Genomic DNA, 16,329 nt, shown 5'->3' on the forward strand with positions numbered 1-16,329 from the left:
GGAGAACACTCAAATGCCGGAGGATTAGGTTTTGTTAGAAAAAGCTTGCTTAAGAAAATCAAAGTAACTGCCAATGGTACTGCATACCGTAATTATGAACTAACCCATGATCATACGCTTATGGGGTATAATCGAGTGACTAGCATACAGGAGAAAACAGGAGATAATACCCTGGCACATTCTCCCATTACCTTTAGCTATACGAATACCAATAATAATGTTAACCATACATTATCATCTACTAATTTGGGAGTTGTTAATATAGAGCAGCGCAATGCGCAAATGACATCTCTTGATTTAACGGGTAATGGAAAAATGGATTTTATTGTATATCCAAAGGATTCTAAAAAAGAGTTCTGGTTGTTTAAAGGCAATAATTTTCAACGCCCTTATACTATTAAACCGGGCAATAGTTTTTACAAAATTTTTCCCACTACCTGGTTGAATCATCAAAACAAAATTTTACCGGGACAAGGGTTTACCTTAATACGAACCGCTACCAATTATGATGTAGAGTTCAAAGTATATTCAGATGGCGCTCCAATTGCGTTGCAGTATAGTAAAACCTGGGATATCCCTACCTATACCTACTCTAATAGCTGTTTTGGAGGAAGTGACCGTAAACGAATACCACAAACCTATTTGTCAGGAGATTTTAACGGCGACGGACTTACCGATGTAATGGCAGTAAGCAGACCTTTTGGCTATAGAAGCTGTTACTCAACTTTTCCCTGTGATCCTATTGACCCCCATGGAGCAGGTGAGAAAGAACCTCATACCGAAGAGCGTAATCCATTACTAGGAGGAGGCTGTTGTACCTGTAATCAATATTATGCCAAAGGAGGTAGTGTACATTTCATAGATTTAGACCGAAGGGTAACCTCGGGGTTTGTAAAGAAATTGAGTGCTCTAAAACAATACCTTAAATCCACAGATAAACTTCTGGCTCTTGATGCCAATGGAGACGGGAAAACGAATATTATTCATATCGCTACTGGTAAATTATTTGTATATGAGCTGGACAGCAACAAGAATTTGAAGCTTTTATGGCAAACCAACAATCAGTACATCAAAACCGACCGTCCTATACTTGCCGGGGATTATAACGGAGATGGAAAAGCAGATCTAATGATCCCCAGAGCCCATAACTCTAATACGTTTGATTTCTTTTTGGCAAACGGTAAAAGTTTCTGGTATAACAAGCGAACAGAGCCTTTTAAATATTATGTGACCAATTTTGATGCTAATGGAGGTACTTTACGTTCATATAATCTGGTACCAGTGGATATTAACGGGGATGGGAAAACTGATATTATTGATTATCATACCACTACCTATAATAGCAATTCTAATGGGTATCAATCTGTAAAAGCGTTTTATAACAAGTCCAAAAGGTCAACTTCTTCAGACCCAACATTTGTTCATGGTGGTGTAGCAACTTCCAATGGAAGCTTAAAACATTTCCCGGTCCCTATTTTTCTGTCGGGTGACCGCCCTAATGCTTCACTGGAGTTTGCATCTATCAGTAATAAATGGGTACATTCTTTTCGTTTTAACCAGGATCACCGTAAAGATGTTGCTCTTCAAAAAATATCCAATAATGGAGTGGACCATTATATACACTATAGTGATATGGATCCAAATGATAATCTGAATGGGGTAGTCTATACCCGTGGATCTGATCAGGTATACCCTTATGTAGACATTGCAACATCACCGGGAACCAAGCTGGTGCGCCGTATAGAACGAAAAGTACCTTCACTTTCTGTTCCTACCTTGAGGCAAGATTATTATTATAAAGGGGCTGTATCCCATTTTAAAGGTATGGGTTTTGCAGGGTTTCAGTATACTTCTCGCAGCAACTGGCATACAGGACATGCAGACCGTATCTATACGAATACAACGGCAGACCCCAAACGTAGAGGAGCAATAATAGACCGATACACGACTCCATATGATTATCGGTTTGGGTTTATCCCTTCAGACTATATATCCAAAACACGAAATGTTTATGAACATAGCCTGGCAAGTAATAAGGTGTTTAAGATTAAACAAACATCCTCTACCACCCAAAACCGTATAGATGGTAGCAGTGTTACCAGTCATTTTATATATGACACCTATTACAATCCTACACGACAAACCGATAATTATTCTGGGCAAGGGAGTACAGTGACCGAACTTACATATACCAATAGTCCTGGTAGCACCTATTATATTGGCAGACCAACAATAAAAAAAGTAACATCGACCATAGCCGGCAATAGTTTTAGTACAGAAGAGCAATATGGGTATACTGGGGCTTTGATCACCATCAAAAGAATAAAGGGTAATGGGACACATTTTAATACAGAAACCTATGGTTATGATGGCTATGGTAACCTTATCAAGACCACTACAACCCCTTATGGTGAGACCGCCAGAACTGCCAAGTTTACTTATGACCCTTCAGGTAGGTTTATTACTAAGTCTGTTGATATCGAAGGTTTGGAAAAAACGTATCAATATGACCCCGTAACCGGAAATCTTAAAAAAGAAATCGATCCCTTTAATTTTGCCACAAATTATCTATATGACAAATGGAACCGGGTAACCAAAGTGACCGATTATCTGGGTAATACAGCAAGCACCAGCTATACAGAGTCCGGAAATCATTATACGGTGACTACCACTGCTAATGATGGAAGTGGCTCGTCTTCCAAATTTGATCCTTTAAAGCGAAAAGTATATGATCGTAGTAAAACTATGGGAGGGCAATGGACTCAGGTCACCTATGGCTATGATAAGTTAGATCGCCCCGCCAGGCAAAGTGAGCCTCATTTTGGTAGTGCACCTACCCAATGGAATACTACAGAATATGACTTTTATGGTAGGGTAAAACGACAAAACCTGTATACCGGTAAATCAATCACCTATACCTATAGCGGACTTACTACTACGGTAGACGATGGTACCAAAACGGTAACCACGACCAAAGATGCAATGGGTAATATAACCAAGGTAAATGATCCGGGTGGTACGATTAACTATACCTATTTTGGTAATGGCACTTTAAAATCATCAAAATATGGTGGAGCTACACAAACCATCGAGCAAGATGGATGGGGTAGAAAGACTAAATTAACCGATCCGTCTGCCGGAGTATATACCTATGCCTATGATGGGTATGGGCAGATAACGAATCAAACCACTCCCAAAGGAAGTACAACCTATACCTACTTGCCCACAGGAAGATTGCAAAGTACTAAAACCATTGGGGATCATACCAATATGACCACTACGTATACCTATGATAATACAACCAAGATGGTCACCAGGATAAGTGCTACCGATGCAATTAACAGTACAGTGTATGGGTATACTTATGATTATGATTCCTATCTGCGCCCCTATCGAATACATGAAAACACGGGTACAGCGCAGTATGATAAAACATACCTTTATGATACTTATGGTCGGGTAAAACAAGAATCATATAATGCAAAGGTAGCGGGGCAAACCAGCTCCAGCAGTTATAATTATACCTATGATAGTCATGGTGCTTTTACCGGCTTTGATCATTGGGGTATTACTGCCCAAAACGCCAGGGGGCAAGCCACTCGTATTGCACTGGGTACAGGAGAGACCGAAACCAACGAATATGATGCTTATGGATTCCTTAAAAAAACAAAGGTTTTTATACAAAATGCCAATGCCAGTCATATCGAAAACACCTATGCTTTTAATGTACAACGGGGTACCTTAACCAGCAGAACTCATAAAACCAATACAAGTGCACATACGGGGACATATACCGAGGCTTTTGAGTATGATACACTGGATCGATTGACCAGGATTAATGGTCCTTTTGCAAAAAATCATACTTATGATACTTATGGGCGTATTACTAATAATTCGGCTATAGGAGGATTTGCCTATAACCAAGGGAGCAAGCGCTATCAAATGAAGGAGATGACCCTAAATGCTGCAGGAGCTGATTTCTATAAGAATAGAGCGCGACAACAGATTACCTATAACGCCTTTAAAAAACCTGTAGAAGTATACGAAGAAGGTAAAGGGCGTGTAAGTTTTGAATATGGTCCGATGCAAAATCGCACCCGTGTCTGGTATGGAGGATTACAGGAAGATAAAAATGCACGCAGGTATCACAAACAATATTCTTCGATTATCCCGGCAGAGGTTGTACATGACAAAGCAGAAAACAGTTACAAGTTTGTATTTTTTAACGGAGGTGATGCGTATAGTGCTCCAATAGCCAAAATTGAGAAGTTTACCAACGGAGCTAGTGATGGGGGTGCAATATACCACCTGCAACGAGATTACCTGGGTAGTATTCTAAACATTACCAAACAGCTTGGCAGTGGTACAGCGACAACAGGAGAATTGGTAGAACGAAGACAATTTGGAGCCTGGGGTACAGTAGATGCCTATTGGGCAAAAAATGGCAGTACCAAAATGGGGTATGATAGCCTGCTGGACCGCGGGTATACCGGGCATGAGCATTTCTTTGAGGTGGGGTTAATCCATATGAATGGGCGTATGTATGATCCTCAATTAGGTAGGTTCTTATCTCCTGATAATTATATCCAAAACCCGTATAATACCCAAAATTATAATCGATATGGGTATGTGTTAAACAACCCATTGATGTATACTGATCCTAGCGGGGAGCATTGGGAAGAATCGAATCAGGAAGGTTCGGGTTGGTTATGGTATGCAGCAGCAACCGGAACAAGTATTTATGAAAGCCTGAGAGGAGCGCAGATTGGGCGTTGGCTAGGGACTAATACCAGAAGCATCGGTAGGGATATTAGCAGACCCTTTAGAGAGGTAGGTCGTTGGTTTAGAGGCTTGTTTGATCGCGGTGGAGAAGATATAGGACCCGTAATCACAGAAATACCACAGGATTATGCTATTGGCGATCCGTTTATGCATTCAAACCCTGGAGTGTCTGAAGTGTTTATTAATGGAGGCGTTGCTTTTAGTTATGGTCAAATAAACAGTGTTTCACAAATGATTCAGGGAATAGCTACGATTTTTACTGATCCTTTATCATTATTTACATGGGATACATATTTAGGTGCAGTGTCCCAAGGATTAGGATCTGTTTTTCCTACGCTTAAAACTTTCAGAACAAATGCAGAGATACAAAGAGCCGCTGCAACTGGAAATATTAACAATATTTTTTATACCTTAGGAGGCATACATGTTGATGTTTTAACCGAGACATCTTCTATAATCCCCGCTTTTAGAGGCGCAAAGGTAGCATCGACAGCTGCTAAGGGCGGAGCTACCACTTGGAATGGATTCCAAAAAATGACTGCTGGACAGTTTGCGACAAGGGCAGAAGCTGCAGCGGCATGGAAAGCATACAAAAGTGCTAACGGAATTGTTACAGGAACTACAAGAAGTATGGCACAAAGAAGTGCCTTTTTGAAAGGAGCTGCGGATTCAGGAATGTATCCAAAATGGATGAATCAGTGGTTAAGAAAAGGTAAGGTTCCTCCTGGTCATCATGTAGACCATTATAAAGCTTTGTTTGATGGAGGATTAGATATTCCAGCGAACATGCGATTAAAAGATATTATTACTCATATTAATAGACATAGATACTATAGACCATAATTTTATGAAATCAAGAAAAGCAATAGTACCGATTAATATAGAAAATCCAGATAAGAAAATCAATGATTTTCTTTACCCTAAGTTGACAAATGATGGAGCTTCATTTTTTCGAGTTAGTAATGAGAAAGAATGGAAATACGGAATGGTTGTGCTTAAAGGTGGTGGTGTAACTGAAAACGATTTGTTTGCAAAAATTGTTGATGCAAAAACAAAAATTGAATCAGTAGATAAGTTATTGGAGACATTAAAAGTATATTTGGAGAAAGTCAAAGAGTTTTCAATTGGAAATATTGTATATGTTGAGAGTTCTAATAATAATGAAGGCTTTGTTTTAAAGAAACATGCGAACAGACCAAATATAAAAAGGAATAATAAATTGCCATAAATATAAAGAACCAACCCGAAGGTTGGTTCTTTTTCATTTTCAACTTTTATTAATTTCTTAAAATGATAAATAACAGTAAGAAACACAAAGAATATCTCCATAAAGTGTGACTCAGGATTGATAGGATTTATAACCTTGTAAATACAAATTCTAAATATCCCGAAGGGATTCTTAGATCACTTGATGTTAAAAGAAGTTAAGGCAGAGCTAACGATGTCCTATTTTCAGCTATATGGAAATAACTCAAACCTTTTAGATTTTTTAAAATAGTATATTTGTTATTGCTCAGTCTATAAGATGAATAAAAAATAATTTATATTGCTATAGACGACCGTTGCTGAAGAAGTATTAGTCAATTTATTAGATGATGAAGATGTAACAGGTCATGTAATTTCTTTATTAAGAAAATTAAAATCTAAAAAATCAGTTTCTAAAATTTCTAAATTCTTAAATCATGAAAATATCTTGGATAAGAAAAGAGGCAAAAAAAGCATTAGATAAAATAGGCTATCAGGAGATATAATTTAAAACAGAATAACCATGAAAAAAATTGGAGGTATTTTATTGATAATTTTTGGTAGTATTTTTCTAGTTTTTAACTTATTGTCAATACCAAGTTCTTTAATTTCTTTAGTTGACACTAATTATAATATAGCGTATTTCTTAGGATCACTATCAGTTATTTTTATTATGTTAGTATTTGGTGTACTTATGTTAGTATTAGGGATAAGACTTATTAGAAAAAGTAAATAACATTTTTAGAAAAAAGAGTTCAGGTTAATTTAAATAATCCTTAACAAGAGCTTTAGCACCGACCTTATTGGAACAGAATTAATCACAATATACTTGACGGGTGCTTATAGAAAACTCCTTCCTCTAGTGATGATTTTGTCTGTTTGCCTGAATGAATGTATCAATAAAAAGACTAACAAAGCATACTATTCATGTATTACTCTATAGTTGTTTATAAGGAAGATACATCGGATTAAGAAAACCCTTCAAAATGGTGAAATTATAAAGTAGGCTTGGGTATATTATGATTTAGATACAGAGTTAATATTCTATCCCCTTTTAGCTATTCTGTAACGTTTCATAAACAAATAAGTCTTATAAGTAGCAAAAAAACCAATATTTTAAGAGAAATGATATTTGGTTTAGTTTTTGTTTCGATTTTAAAAACAATAAGCAGTCCTACTCCTGGCGATTCCGCCCCGCTTATTGGTGAAAACAGTACATTCTAATCTAAAACCTATTCGTTGTATGGAATACCTAAACGTATTACATCAGCTATTCCATAAAGATACGGGATGGCTTACTACCGGTTATCTATCTACCCCAAAGTACCGCGAATTTCTAACACAAAAATACATTGCATTCTATTCCCATTTTTCTTTCACCTTTCCTAAAGTCAAAGAAAAATTCCCCACCAGTATAGAATATATAGAAGTCCCCTTTTATAATTATCATGTAGATAACTCTAAAGAAGGGTTTGTAAACATTCCCTTGGATCAACAGATATGTGAAATGTTTAGATATATAACTACCCTTTCGGGCTTTCAGACCAGTGCTATAGAAAGATTACATCTTAAAGAAACCAATGGTACTGTGTATGTAGAGCTTTTTCTTCGAGAGGACTTTGATGTACTTTCTGATATACAGCTAGCCTATTATTACTATTATGAGCAGATTGATAGCATAGCTGACCATATAAAACAACAGCTTCTTTTACTCTCTTTTGATGAAAAGAAAAAAGAAAAACGTCGGAGGAACACTATCCGAAAGTACCAAGTACAATTAAATCATTATATAGGTATATTGGAGCAAAAATTAAAAACGAGAGATGCCAGTGTTTCTAATGTCCGTAATATAGCTATTGACCGATCTATGATTGATGTATATAAGTGTGTATGCCTGGGACTAGAAGAAACTTTGATCCATATCGAAGAATATTACGGCAGATATATAGATCCTTCTATTACGATTACCTACCTTAAACGTAGATCTTTTATAGAGCGGTATTATGAAAAATGCGAACAGGGGATTACACTTTTTAAAGCACAGGGACTTCCCAAAGCCATAGAGAGAGAAGTCTGCAAACCTTTATATGCTATTTTGCAGGATACCATAGATACCATGAACTATATGCAGCGGGAATATTATCGTAAATACATAGACCTGTTTACACGTTTACTACGCAAATCAAAATCTGTAAGCCATGATGAAATCTACCGTTTACTGATTGCACTTAATTATAATACTCATAGTGTTTACAAAGCTATGGAAGAGGAAGCCCTGTTGCGTTTAGGTCGGATTTCCTGTTTTTCTGAAAAGCAGGTCTTCGCTTTTGAGCAACTTCATAGAATACAAAACATTGCCGTTACCAGTCCGTATAAATACCATCCTCAATTTCCTGGATTAGGGGAACATCTGGTCATTTTTTTCAGAAAATATATTGATCTGTTACAAAAACAAATCGAACTCGAGAAGCGACAAATAAAAAAAAGACGAGGAGCAGATATTGGCAAGATTAACAGGGTTGATCCCAAAGTTGGAAAACGCAAAATCAATATCACTGTACAGGAACTAGGCTTGCTTTCTCGCTTGTTTACCGATATAGGAGTGGTTAGTTTTACTTCTAAACAGAAGTATTTTAAATTCCTCTCTCAAATCTACACTTCCAAAGACACTCATATCATTTCAGAGAAAAGCCTGAAGAATAGTTTTTATACTATCTCTCCAGAAGTATTCGATTCCGTACAGGGGTTGCTTATAAAAATGCTAAACCAATTGCAAAAACTACGAGATACTGCTAACAGAAAAAAAGCAATGTAATTTTGAAACCAATTCTATGAACTAAAAAAAAGGGTTTTATACATACCTTTTTTTTGATTTGCACTCTTATAAGTGTTAACGATTTTAACATATCTCGGGAGCCCCCATTTTTACTGGGGTTGTTTAGGGTTGCGATTTTAAAAGGTTTTACTGAGGTTTCCAAAGGTTTTTTACCTCTTTTTTTAAAAAAATATATGCATTTTATGTGTATTAGTGTTTTTTTAAAAGAATGTAAATAATTGGAAATAAACTATTTACATAGGGTTGCTAAGGGGTTGCGCAACCCCTTAGCAACTACCGCGGCTTTGTTTTTTTGTTTTGTTTTACTCCAGAGCTATTGGAAGTATAGTGTTATACATAAAATTTTGATTTGTCAAAGGATCCTCAGGTTGCAACACAGGCGGTACAAATTGGATGTTTACAACTTCTCTGATAGGCTTTTAAACGAAGTCAAACATTTTAATAAAACAAGATATGGAACTTATCATATTTGAAAAGGAGAGTTATTATAAAATGATGGAAGAAATGATGACCTTAATGTACAAGGTAATTCGCCAGGCTAAAGAGGATGCCCTGGATGCCAAAGGGGAATCTGCGGATTTTATTGGAACCAAAGATGCCATGAAGTTACTTGGCGTCAAAAGTCGAAACCGCTTATATGACCTTCGTGATGCCAAACAAATAGAATACTACCAACATGGTCGTCGGATTCTATATTCCAAAAGAAGTATCATTACGTATTTAAAATCACAAAAGATTACTTAGTAAACTACATCGGGGAAAGCCCTGGAGCATTTAATCTCGATTATCGAGTAAACCATTGTAAACAGGGCGGTATGCAATCTGTTACCGCCCTTAATTGCCAAATTTGAAAAACAGAAATTATGTCAAAAGATCCCGCAGTATTATTTTATACAAAAGATTGGTTGGAAGGTACAGTAGATATGTTTCCTGAAGAAAAAGGAGTATATATCGACTTATTATCTTACCAGCATCAAAAAGGTTTTTTACCTCAAAATACCCGAAGACTTGCCAAGATCACCGGAATTTCAGAAGAACAATTTGTGAAAATATGGTCTGAAATCAAGCACAAATTTGTAACTATCGATTCGCTTGATACTTCGCTAAGCGAGGTACTTACCGATTGGAAGAACAAGACGTGTAGCAAGGGTAACAGTGAGGAACTGGTCAACCTGAGAATGTTAAAAGAAACCGTTTCCCGAAAAAAGATCAGTTCCAAAAAATCAATCCAAGCCTATGTTACCAACTGGTTTCGCTATGATGCCACCGGAAAAACTATTGCAAAATCGCAAAAACAAAAAATTTTGAAAGCTGTGGATTATACAGAACTTCTTTTTATACAAGCAGGAAAAAAAGAAGTTTATGCTCATTTACACACCCTTACGCAGCGAACCGCTAAGCGCTCGCAAAAAGCAAATGGAGATGTAAATGCAAATGCAAGTATAAATGTAAATAAAAATGAAGATGAAGATGCAAAAAAAAATCCGGTGACTTTCGCTTTTGATGATCTGACTATGCCCAATTTCAAAAAACGAGTTTGTACTTATTTTTCTCAAAACGGAAAGCTCCGTGAGAAAAAGGTGGACGACTTTTTTGAGGAGTTGGAGTATGCTGATAAGCTTAGGGAGTTCTGGCTTCAAACGGAAGCCTATATGCACTTCAAGAATAATTCCGGCGAAAAAATCCATAGCTGGAAAGGGTATTGTAAAGATTGGGAAACCTCAGACTGGATAAACAAAAACAAGCAGTTAAACGCACAAACAGTATCCAAACGAACATTTTCTATTAACCGCTAATCAATTACAAAAAACCAAAAAATGGAAGGAGATCATACCCGAAAAGTGATACTTACCAAAGCACATTTGTGGAAACTTTTTAAGCGTGCTTTTTTGGTACATGCGGGAAGGCATTTTATAGAAACCCCAGATTCACTGGCTAATATTGCACCGCTAATCGAGTATTTTGTATCAGATCCTTCCTTTTTTACCCGAAAGCACCTGATCCGTAGTATTGATGGTCAGCTGCTTCATCCCAGTTTTGATAAAGGTCTGCTGATCGTTGGAGGGTACGGGAATGGTAAAACGACCATCATGCAGGCGTTTGAGTTGTTATTTTCCTACTACCAGATGCCGATGCGGTTTAAGGGATATACCACCCATGATCTTGTCACCTGGTATGAGCGGATCGGATCGGATCTTACTTATCGGGAAAGTTCGAAATATCAGTTTTATCATTGCCTGACTACCGTTTTGGGTTTGTATCTGGATGATGTCAAAAAAGAAAGAGAGGCTTCTAACTACGGGAAGGTGAATCTGATTCGGGAGGTTCTGGAGAAACGATATAATCAAAAAAAGTTAAAAACATACCTGACCTGTAATTATCGTGAAGGAGATACTACAGAGGATGTGGAAGATGCCCTGACAGAATTTGGAGAAAAGTACGGGGGGCATATCTATGACAGACTTTTTGAAATGTTTAATATTATCGAGTTCAAAGGAGCTTCTTTTCGGAGGTAAAAGCTATTATCACAAAAGGACGACGACCGAGTGTTGTTATGAATCCACTCCGAACGCATTAAATACCAATCTCACCTCATGAGGATACAATAATTGCCTTCTCCCTGTATCCAATCCTTCAATTTTCTTCATTTTTCTACGTAAGGTCTGCCTGCTGACCCCTAAAAAATGGCTCAATTCCTGTTTCGTTTTAAAAGTAAACCGCATAGTCTATTGTCATTTAATGTCATTTAAAGTGTAGTAGTGTTGTGAAGAGCTACAAAGAGTGTCAAAGTCCTCCAGAGCCCTACAAACACTACCAATATACTACAATTTTCATCAAAGACTATCAGTATTCTCCAAAGAGTTTCATCGGCTTTTTTAGGCTGTTTTTTCGTCATTTCTTTGAGGTAAAACAATCAAGTTATGTTTAAATGGATCGCCGGTGGTTTAGCCGCTTTTTTCTCGATACGCTATTTATCCCGTTTACAAAAAGCCGGGAAAAATATCACGTCCCGAATCAAGGTGAAGATTCATAAAATTGGACTTACGGGGATTGAACTTACTGCAGAAGTCAAACTTCAAAACCCTAACCCGGTGGCGTTGGATATACAGCACCCCTTTGTCAAAATATTGTTTAAAGACAAAATCCTTGGCACTTCCTCTATAGAAAATTCGATTATTGAAGTTGCTGAGCATAGTGAAAAAACTTTTGACCTGAGAATTCAGTCCGCAGGATGGCTGACCCTGATCCAGATATTGGGAGTTACAGTTGCCAGTGATATCCGCTCCGGAAATCCCATTAAACTTCCCATCCAAACCCAGATGATTACCAGGGTCAACGGATTGCCTTATGAAAAAACAGATACGATTTTATTACAACTTTAATGAGAGCCACTACAAAACGACATATCGCTATTGGGTATCAGTATGATACCTTATTCCCAAAACCTATTGGGCAGGATACTGTGGTTGTGGGTCAGGGAAAAGCGCGTTTAAAAGACACTCTGAACCTGATCAAAGAGATGATTCTGCAAACCACCGCAGATACAGCAGTACTGGCTCCCCGATTGAAAGGTAATGGAGTGATGGATACCTGTAGGAACATTTGGAATTTTGTATACGGTCATATCCAGTATACCATGGATAAAACAGGAATAGAGCAGGTACGCCGACCTTCCCGAACATGGGCAGATCGGATATCCGGGGTAGATTGTGATTGCTATACCGTGTTTATCGGTAGTATCCTTGCTAACCTTAGCATTCCCTTTATGATCCGTATTACCAAATACGGAGGTAAAGCTCACTTTCAACATGTATATCCGGTAGTGTTTACAAACGGTAAACAAATTACGATAGATTGTGTTACTGATCAGTTTAACAAAGAAGTTACATATTCAGAAAAAAAAGATATCAGTATTACTGATCCTGTGATTACAGAAGATATCTCTGGACTTAGCGGAGTGGATACTGCAGCGATTGCCCTGGATGCTTTGGAACAAAGCCCTATCCCGTTACGGGAAATCATTCAAAAAAAAGATGTTACGCATAGCTGTCCGGTACATTTTAAAACAAAAAGACCACCCAAAGCTGTAGCAACGCATAGAAAACAAGGAAAAACAGTTTCTCCCTTTCGATTTGATGACCAGCAGCGTAACAGGAATATGGAAGCTAAAGAAGATTTTAATCTGCTTAATTTTTTAATCATTGCCAGCATATCTGTAGCCGCAGGTATTGGAGTATTACAGCTACTAAGCAAGACAAAACAAACAAAAACACCAAAAAAGAAAACCACAGTTCCCAAACCGTAATTGTTGGGAGCCTGGAAGATAACTATTGAAAATACTACAATTATGGAATTACACCGATTAGATGGATTTGATGCCACAGGAATAGATTATATGGATATTGAAGATTCTCAGAGCATGAGTGAGATCGTAAACGGAGTTTCTGACTCCGCTCCGGAGATTGCCTATGAGATATTGGATCAGGATGGTGATGTGGTGATGTATGCCGATATAGATGAGAATATCTATGTGATCGATGGTCTGGGAGGTTTCTTTAAAAAGATAGGACGAGGTCTAAAACGTTTTGCCAGAAAGGTGATTAAGCCCGTGGTTAAAACTTTTAACCGTTTTTTAAACCCTGCCACCATCCTGCTTCGAAATGGTTTTTTACTAGCCATGAAGATCAACCTGATGAAGGTAGCCGGAAAACTTCGGTTTGGATACCTGAGTGAGGCGCAAGCCAGAAAAATGGGTATTGATATGGATAAGTTTTCCAAACTAAAAAGAACAGTTAGAAAAGCAGAGAAAATCTACCGCATGGCGGGAGGAAGAGGCAGAAATCTTAGAAAAGCGATTCTAAGAGGAAAAGGCAATAAAGACCGAAAAGTCCCTTTAAGTGGTTTTACTATTGGCAGTATCGATCAGGAGCCTGTGATCTATAATGATCCTTTTGAAAAGTTTATTATCGAATCTGATCCTGATACGGTGGAGGCTTTTGTTAATAATGAGATTCAGGTAGCAGGATTGGGAGCAGTAGCATCGAGTACTGCGATTGCTTCCGCTACAGGAGCTGTTGCCAGTGTGGCTGCCATACTTAGTAAGATTGGGAATATCTTTGGAAAAGCCAAGCAGGTCAAACAACAGGCAAAGGAGTTGTTTCGAAAACCAAAACGTTCTGTCCCACAGCTTCCCTCGCCAAGAGAGATCAGAAGACCCATCGTTCGTCCTGCTCCCATTCCGAGAAGACCGCCACGAAGATCAATTCCGAGGCAACGACCAGCTGCTGCGGTAGTTTCCAGAAACAGGGCGTTACCTGCCAAGAGTACAACTCCTGAAGACAAAAAGAGTTTTTTTGAAAAGAACAAAGCCCTAGTCATTTTAGGAGGGCTAGCCATTGTAGGAACCGGAATTGCCATTGCGATGAAGTCCGGTAAAAAGAAAAAGGCAACACCTGTATCTGGGTTTCCTAAAAAACGCCCTCAAAGAAGAAAACCAAAAACCACTGAGAGAGATGCTTTAGGCAGGTTTACCAAAGGGCATTCTGGAGGAGGAAGGAAGAAAGCTTCTAAGAGAAAAGCCCCGGAAAAGTTAATCCCCAAGGCTTTGTTATGATTATGGATTTTGAAATATCAAAGGAGAAGTGGCTAATTCCAATTCCAATTCTTCCTCAAAAAAACACGCTCAAAAGTAATGTGGTGTAGACTAACAAATAATGAATTAAAGATTAAATAATTATGAAATCAAACGCAAAAAACAGTTTTCTGGAAGTTGGCAAACATCTTAGTACGGGAGTGCTGGGTATGGTTGCCGGATCTGCTGTAGGCAGGCATTCCCTGATCCTTGGTGCGCTGACCATTTTCGGGGGAGCCTACTATGGTAAAGACTGGCTTACCTCGGCAGGAGTAGGTATGGCTTTTTCCAACGGATTTGGAGGGAAGCCCAAAACCACTAATGGTATTGACGGGGTTAAAGATGATCTCGAAGAAGCCAAAGACAGAGCAGTAATTTCTCTAAAAGCGATCGGAAAGAAGCTATATCTGGATAAGTTTTCCACGAGTATGGCTAAAAAACTCTCTTTAGGAAATATTGAAGACCGTCCTCTGGTCTTTATGGGATCCAAGGTAGCAGATCAGGGAGACTTTGATACCTCAGAGGTAGATGAGATCATCCGAAAAATAGAAGAAGGAGAACCCTTACCCACTGTCGATATACATCAGGATTTTGATAATGACTTTGAAGAAGATGTTGTGGAAGGTTTTGAAGAAGAACTTACTACTGAAGCTATAGAAGGCATCGATATCAGTGAACTCGACGGAGCTGAAGATATTACCGAATTAAATGCAATTGCGTAACTCCTGTATTGGAGAGGACGTATGAATTTGTAAAACCATAAATAGTAAAAAATAAATACCATGAAAAAAAGTTCAAGATCACAATTCCTGGAGATTGTCAATGCTCATACGACGCTTCGGGATCACGCCAAGAAATATGACCCTGCTATGGTCAATGTTGCCAAAGGAATCAAGGAAGGACGCCTGCAACTGGCTGATGCAGCCTATTATTCAATCAAATTTGCCGGTAACAAGGCGAATATAGATATGTTCGAGACCCAGGATGCCAAAGAAATCGGGATTACTAATGTCACTCAGGCTAAACTCCAGAAGGACAGACTATTTTTATGTAACCGTATTATCCTGCTGTCTGCTATCATTGAAGGAGACCTTCCCGGGAGTGATTCCGAACTCAAAAAAGTAATGAAGCAAACGGATTTTGATAGTATCAAACATGTAGGTGGTTTACAAAACGGGGTATTCTCCCTGATAGCCAATAAAAAGATCATCATCGATGAGCGTCCTATGCAGGAGTTTGTTACTGATGGGAACACCATGCTCAATCTTGGAACTTACTTTTTAGAAAGCCCACGTTTTATCCGTGATGATGAGGAATTCGAATTTAATATCGAATTGGGCGAAGATGCTCCGGAGAAAACACTGGTGAAAGTGGTTCTGGCAGGAACTGTAACTGTACCCGCATAAACGATAAAAATATGGATCATAAGACCAAAGAAACCAGAGTTAGCTTTTCTTTTAAGGTAGACAAGCAGGATGGTCTGATCACTGTTGATCACCCGGAGCTTCCCAAGCATACCAAAATGGTAAAAGGCTTACAGCTGATCTGTGATTACCCTGATAAACTATATCATCGGGGAAGCCAGCGAATTGAGATTGGAGGCGAAGAACTTTTCCCGGAGGGATTTGACAGTAAACTGCTGATGTCTTCATTGAGCGTAGCCCCTAAAGAACGATTTTTTGAATTGGGAGATGTATTACCCGGAGACCTTTCTGTTAAAATACGATTTAGAGATAAGAACCACAACAGTGCTGATTTTGAGCAGGGGTATACGGTAAGTATCATCCTTTTGATTGAAGAGACCGTGTAAGATTTTGAAGTATAAATGGCATCC

Annotated in this window: 14 protein-coding genes; 13 read left to right on the top strand and 1 reads right to left on the bottom strand. The window is 38.3% G+C overall.

The genetic code is table 11. The features are described from left to right. From C1X07_RS22240 to C1X07_RS22270, 7 genes are all read left to right on the top strand, one after another. A partial coding sequence (locus C1X07_RS22240; protein ID WP_103072256.1) for an RHS repeat-associated core domain-containing protein occupies nt 1-5,625 on the top strand: 5,625 nt, incomplete at its 5' end. 4 nt (nt 5,626-5,629) lie between these two features. After that, nucleotides 5,630-6,010: a hypothetical protein gene (locus C1X07_RS22245; protein ID WP_103072257.1), complete on the top strand. Its 381-nt coding sequence runs from the start codon at nt 5,630-5,632 to the stop codon at nt 6,008-6,010. Between the two features lie 540 nt (nt 6,011-6,550). Continuing rightward, nucleotides 6,551-6,763, top strand: coding sequence for a hypothetical protein (locus C1X07_RS22250; protein ID WP_103072258.1), 213 nt, complete (start codon nt 6,551-6,553; stop codon nt 6,761-6,763). A gap of 507 nt (nt 6,764-7,270) precedes the next feature. Continuing rightward, nucleotides 7,271-8,842: a hypothetical protein gene (locus C1X07_RS22255; RefSeq protein ID WP_103072259.1), complete on the top strand. Its 1,572-nt coding sequence runs from the start codon at nt 7,271-7,273 to the stop codon at nt 8,840-8,842. Nucleotides 8,843-9,316: 474 nt separating this feature from the next. Further along, on the top strand, nt 9,317-9,607 hold the full coding sequence (locus C1X07_RS22260) for a helix-turn-helix domain-containing protein (RefSeq protein ID WP_103072260.1): 291 nt from the start codon (nt 9,317-9,319) through the stop codon (nt 9,605-9,607). Between the two features lie 119 nt (nt 9,608-9,726). Further along, nucleotides 9,727-10,659, top strand: coding sequence for a DUF1376 domain-containing protein (locus tag C1X07_RS22265; protein ID WP_103072261.1), 933 nt, complete (start codon nt 9,727-9,729; stop codon nt 10,657-10,659). 21 nt (nt 10,660-10,680) lie between these two features. After that, nucleotides 10,681-11,379 carry a P-loop NTPase family protein gene (locus tag C1X07_RS22270; RefSeq protein ID WP_103072262.1) on the top strand — a complete coding sequence of 233 codons (699 nt, stop codon included), beginning with the start codon at nt 10,681-10,683 and terminating at the stop codon, nt 11,377-11,379. A 36-nt stretch (nt 11,380-11,415) separates the two neighbouring features. On the opposite strand, the gene C1X07_RS25495 is transcribed toward C1X07_RS22270, so the two are convergent. After that, a complete protein-coding gene (locus C1X07_RS25495; protein ID WP_128755362.1) occupies nt 11,416-11,586 on the bottom strand; it encodes a helix-turn-helix domain-containing protein in 171 nt (56 codons plus the stop codon). 198 nt (nt 11,587-11,784) lie between these two features. Here C1X07_RS25495 and C1X07_RS22275 point away from each other — a divergent pair, with 198 nt between their 5' ends. From C1X07_RS22275 to C1X07_RS22300, 6 genes are all read left to right on the top strand, one after another. Next, nucleotides 11,785-12,246, top strand: coding sequence for a hypothetical protein (locus C1X07_RS22275; protein ID WP_103072263.1), 462 nt, complete (start codon nt 11,785-11,787; stop codon nt 12,244-12,246). Beyond that, nucleotides 12,246-13,169 carry a hypothetical protein gene (locus C1X07_RS22280; RefSeq protein WP_103072264.1) on the top strand — a complete coding sequence of 308 codons (924 nt, stop codon included), beginning with the start codon at nt 12,246-12,248 and terminating at the stop codon, nt 13,167-13,169. Before C1X07_RS22275 ends, C1X07_RS22280 begins: the two co-directional genes overlap by 1 nt. A 3-nt stretch (nt 13,170-13,172) precedes the next feature. Continuing rightward, nucleotides 13,173-14,477, top strand: coding sequence for a hypothetical protein (locus C1X07_RS22285; RefSeq protein WP_128755363.1), 1,305 nt, complete (start codon nt 13,173-13,175; stop codon nt 14,475-14,477). 122 nt (nt 14,478-14,599) lie between these two features. After that, nucleotides 14,600-15,217 (top strand): hypothetical protein, encoded by a 618-nt coding sequence (locus C1X07_RS22290; protein WP_241507311.1) that lies wholly within the window; start codon nt 14,600-14,602, stop codon nt 15,215-15,217. A gap of 60 nt (nt 15,218-15,277) precedes the next feature. After that, entirely contained in the window at nt 15,278-15,901 is a 624-nt protein-coding gene (locus C1X07_RS22295) for a hypothetical protein (RefSeq protein ID WP_164914235.1), read from the top strand. Between the two features lie 11 nt (nt 15,902-15,912). Then, nucleotides 15,913-16,305, top strand: a complete 393-nt coding sequence (locus tag C1X07_RS22300) for a hypothetical protein (RefSeq protein ID WP_103072268.1) — start codon at nt 15,913-15,915, stop codon at nt 16,303-16,305. The last annotated feature ends 24 nt before the right edge of the window (nt 16,306-16,329 follow it).

Origin of the sequence: Aquimarina sediminis (genome assembly GCF_002895435.1) — a bacterium.
Taxonomy (GTDB): Bacteria; Bacteroidota; Bacteroidia; order Flavobacteriales; family Flavobacteriaceae; genus Aquimarina; species Aquimarina sediminis.

What these genes read in the sequence shown, in the direction of transcription:
- C1X07_RS22245 (WP_103072257.1), top strand. Translation starts at nt 5,630, where the DNA reads ATGAAATCAAGAAAAGCAATAGTACCGATTAATATAGAAAATCCAGAT.
- C1X07_RS22250 (WP_103072258.1), top strand. Translation starts at nt 6,551, where the DNA reads ATGAAAAAAATTGGAGGTATTTTATTGATAATTTTTGGTAGTATTTTT.
- C1X07_RS22255 (WP_103072259.1), top strand. Translation starts at nt 7,271, where the DNA reads ATGGAATACCTAAACGTATTACATCAGCTATTCCATAAAGATACGGGA.
- C1X07_RS22260 (WP_103072260.1), top strand. Translation starts at nt 9,317, where the DNA reads ATGGAACTTATCATATTTGAAAAGGAGAGTTATTATAAAATGATGGAA.
- C1X07_RS22265 (WP_103072261.1), top strand. Translation starts at nt 9,727, where the DNA reads ATGTCAAAAGATCCCGCAGTATTATTTTATACAAAAGATTGGTTGGAA.
- C1X07_RS22270 (WP_103072262.1), top strand. Translation starts at nt 10,681, where the DNA reads ATGGAAGGAGATCATACCCGAAAAGTGATACTTACCAAAGCACATTTG.
- C1X07_RS25495 (WP_128755362.1), bottom strand. Translation starts at nt 11,586, where the DNA reads ATGCGGTTTACTTTTAAAACGAAACAGGAATTGAGCCATTTTTTAGGG.
- C1X07_RS22275 (WP_103072263.1), top strand. Translation starts at nt 11,785, where the DNA reads ATGTTTAAATGGATCGCCGGTGGTTTAGCCGCTTTTTTCTCGATACGC.
- C1X07_RS22280 (WP_103072264.1), top strand. Translation starts at nt 12,246, where the DNA reads ATGAGAGCCACTACAAAACGACATATCGCTATTGGGTATCAGTATGAT.
- C1X07_RS22290 (WP_241507311.1), top strand. Translation starts at nt 14,600, where the DNA reads ATGAAATCAAACGCAAAAAACAGTTTTCTGGAAGTTGGCAAACATCTT.
- C1X07_RS22295 (WP_164914235.1), top strand. Translation starts at nt 15,278, where the DNA reads ATGAAAAAAAGTTCAAGATCACAATTCCTGGAGATTGTCAATGCTCAT.
- C1X07_RS22300 (WP_103072268.1), top strand. Translation starts at nt 15,913, where the DNA reads ATGGATCATAAGACCAAAGAAACCAGAGTTAGCTTTTCTTTTAAGGTA.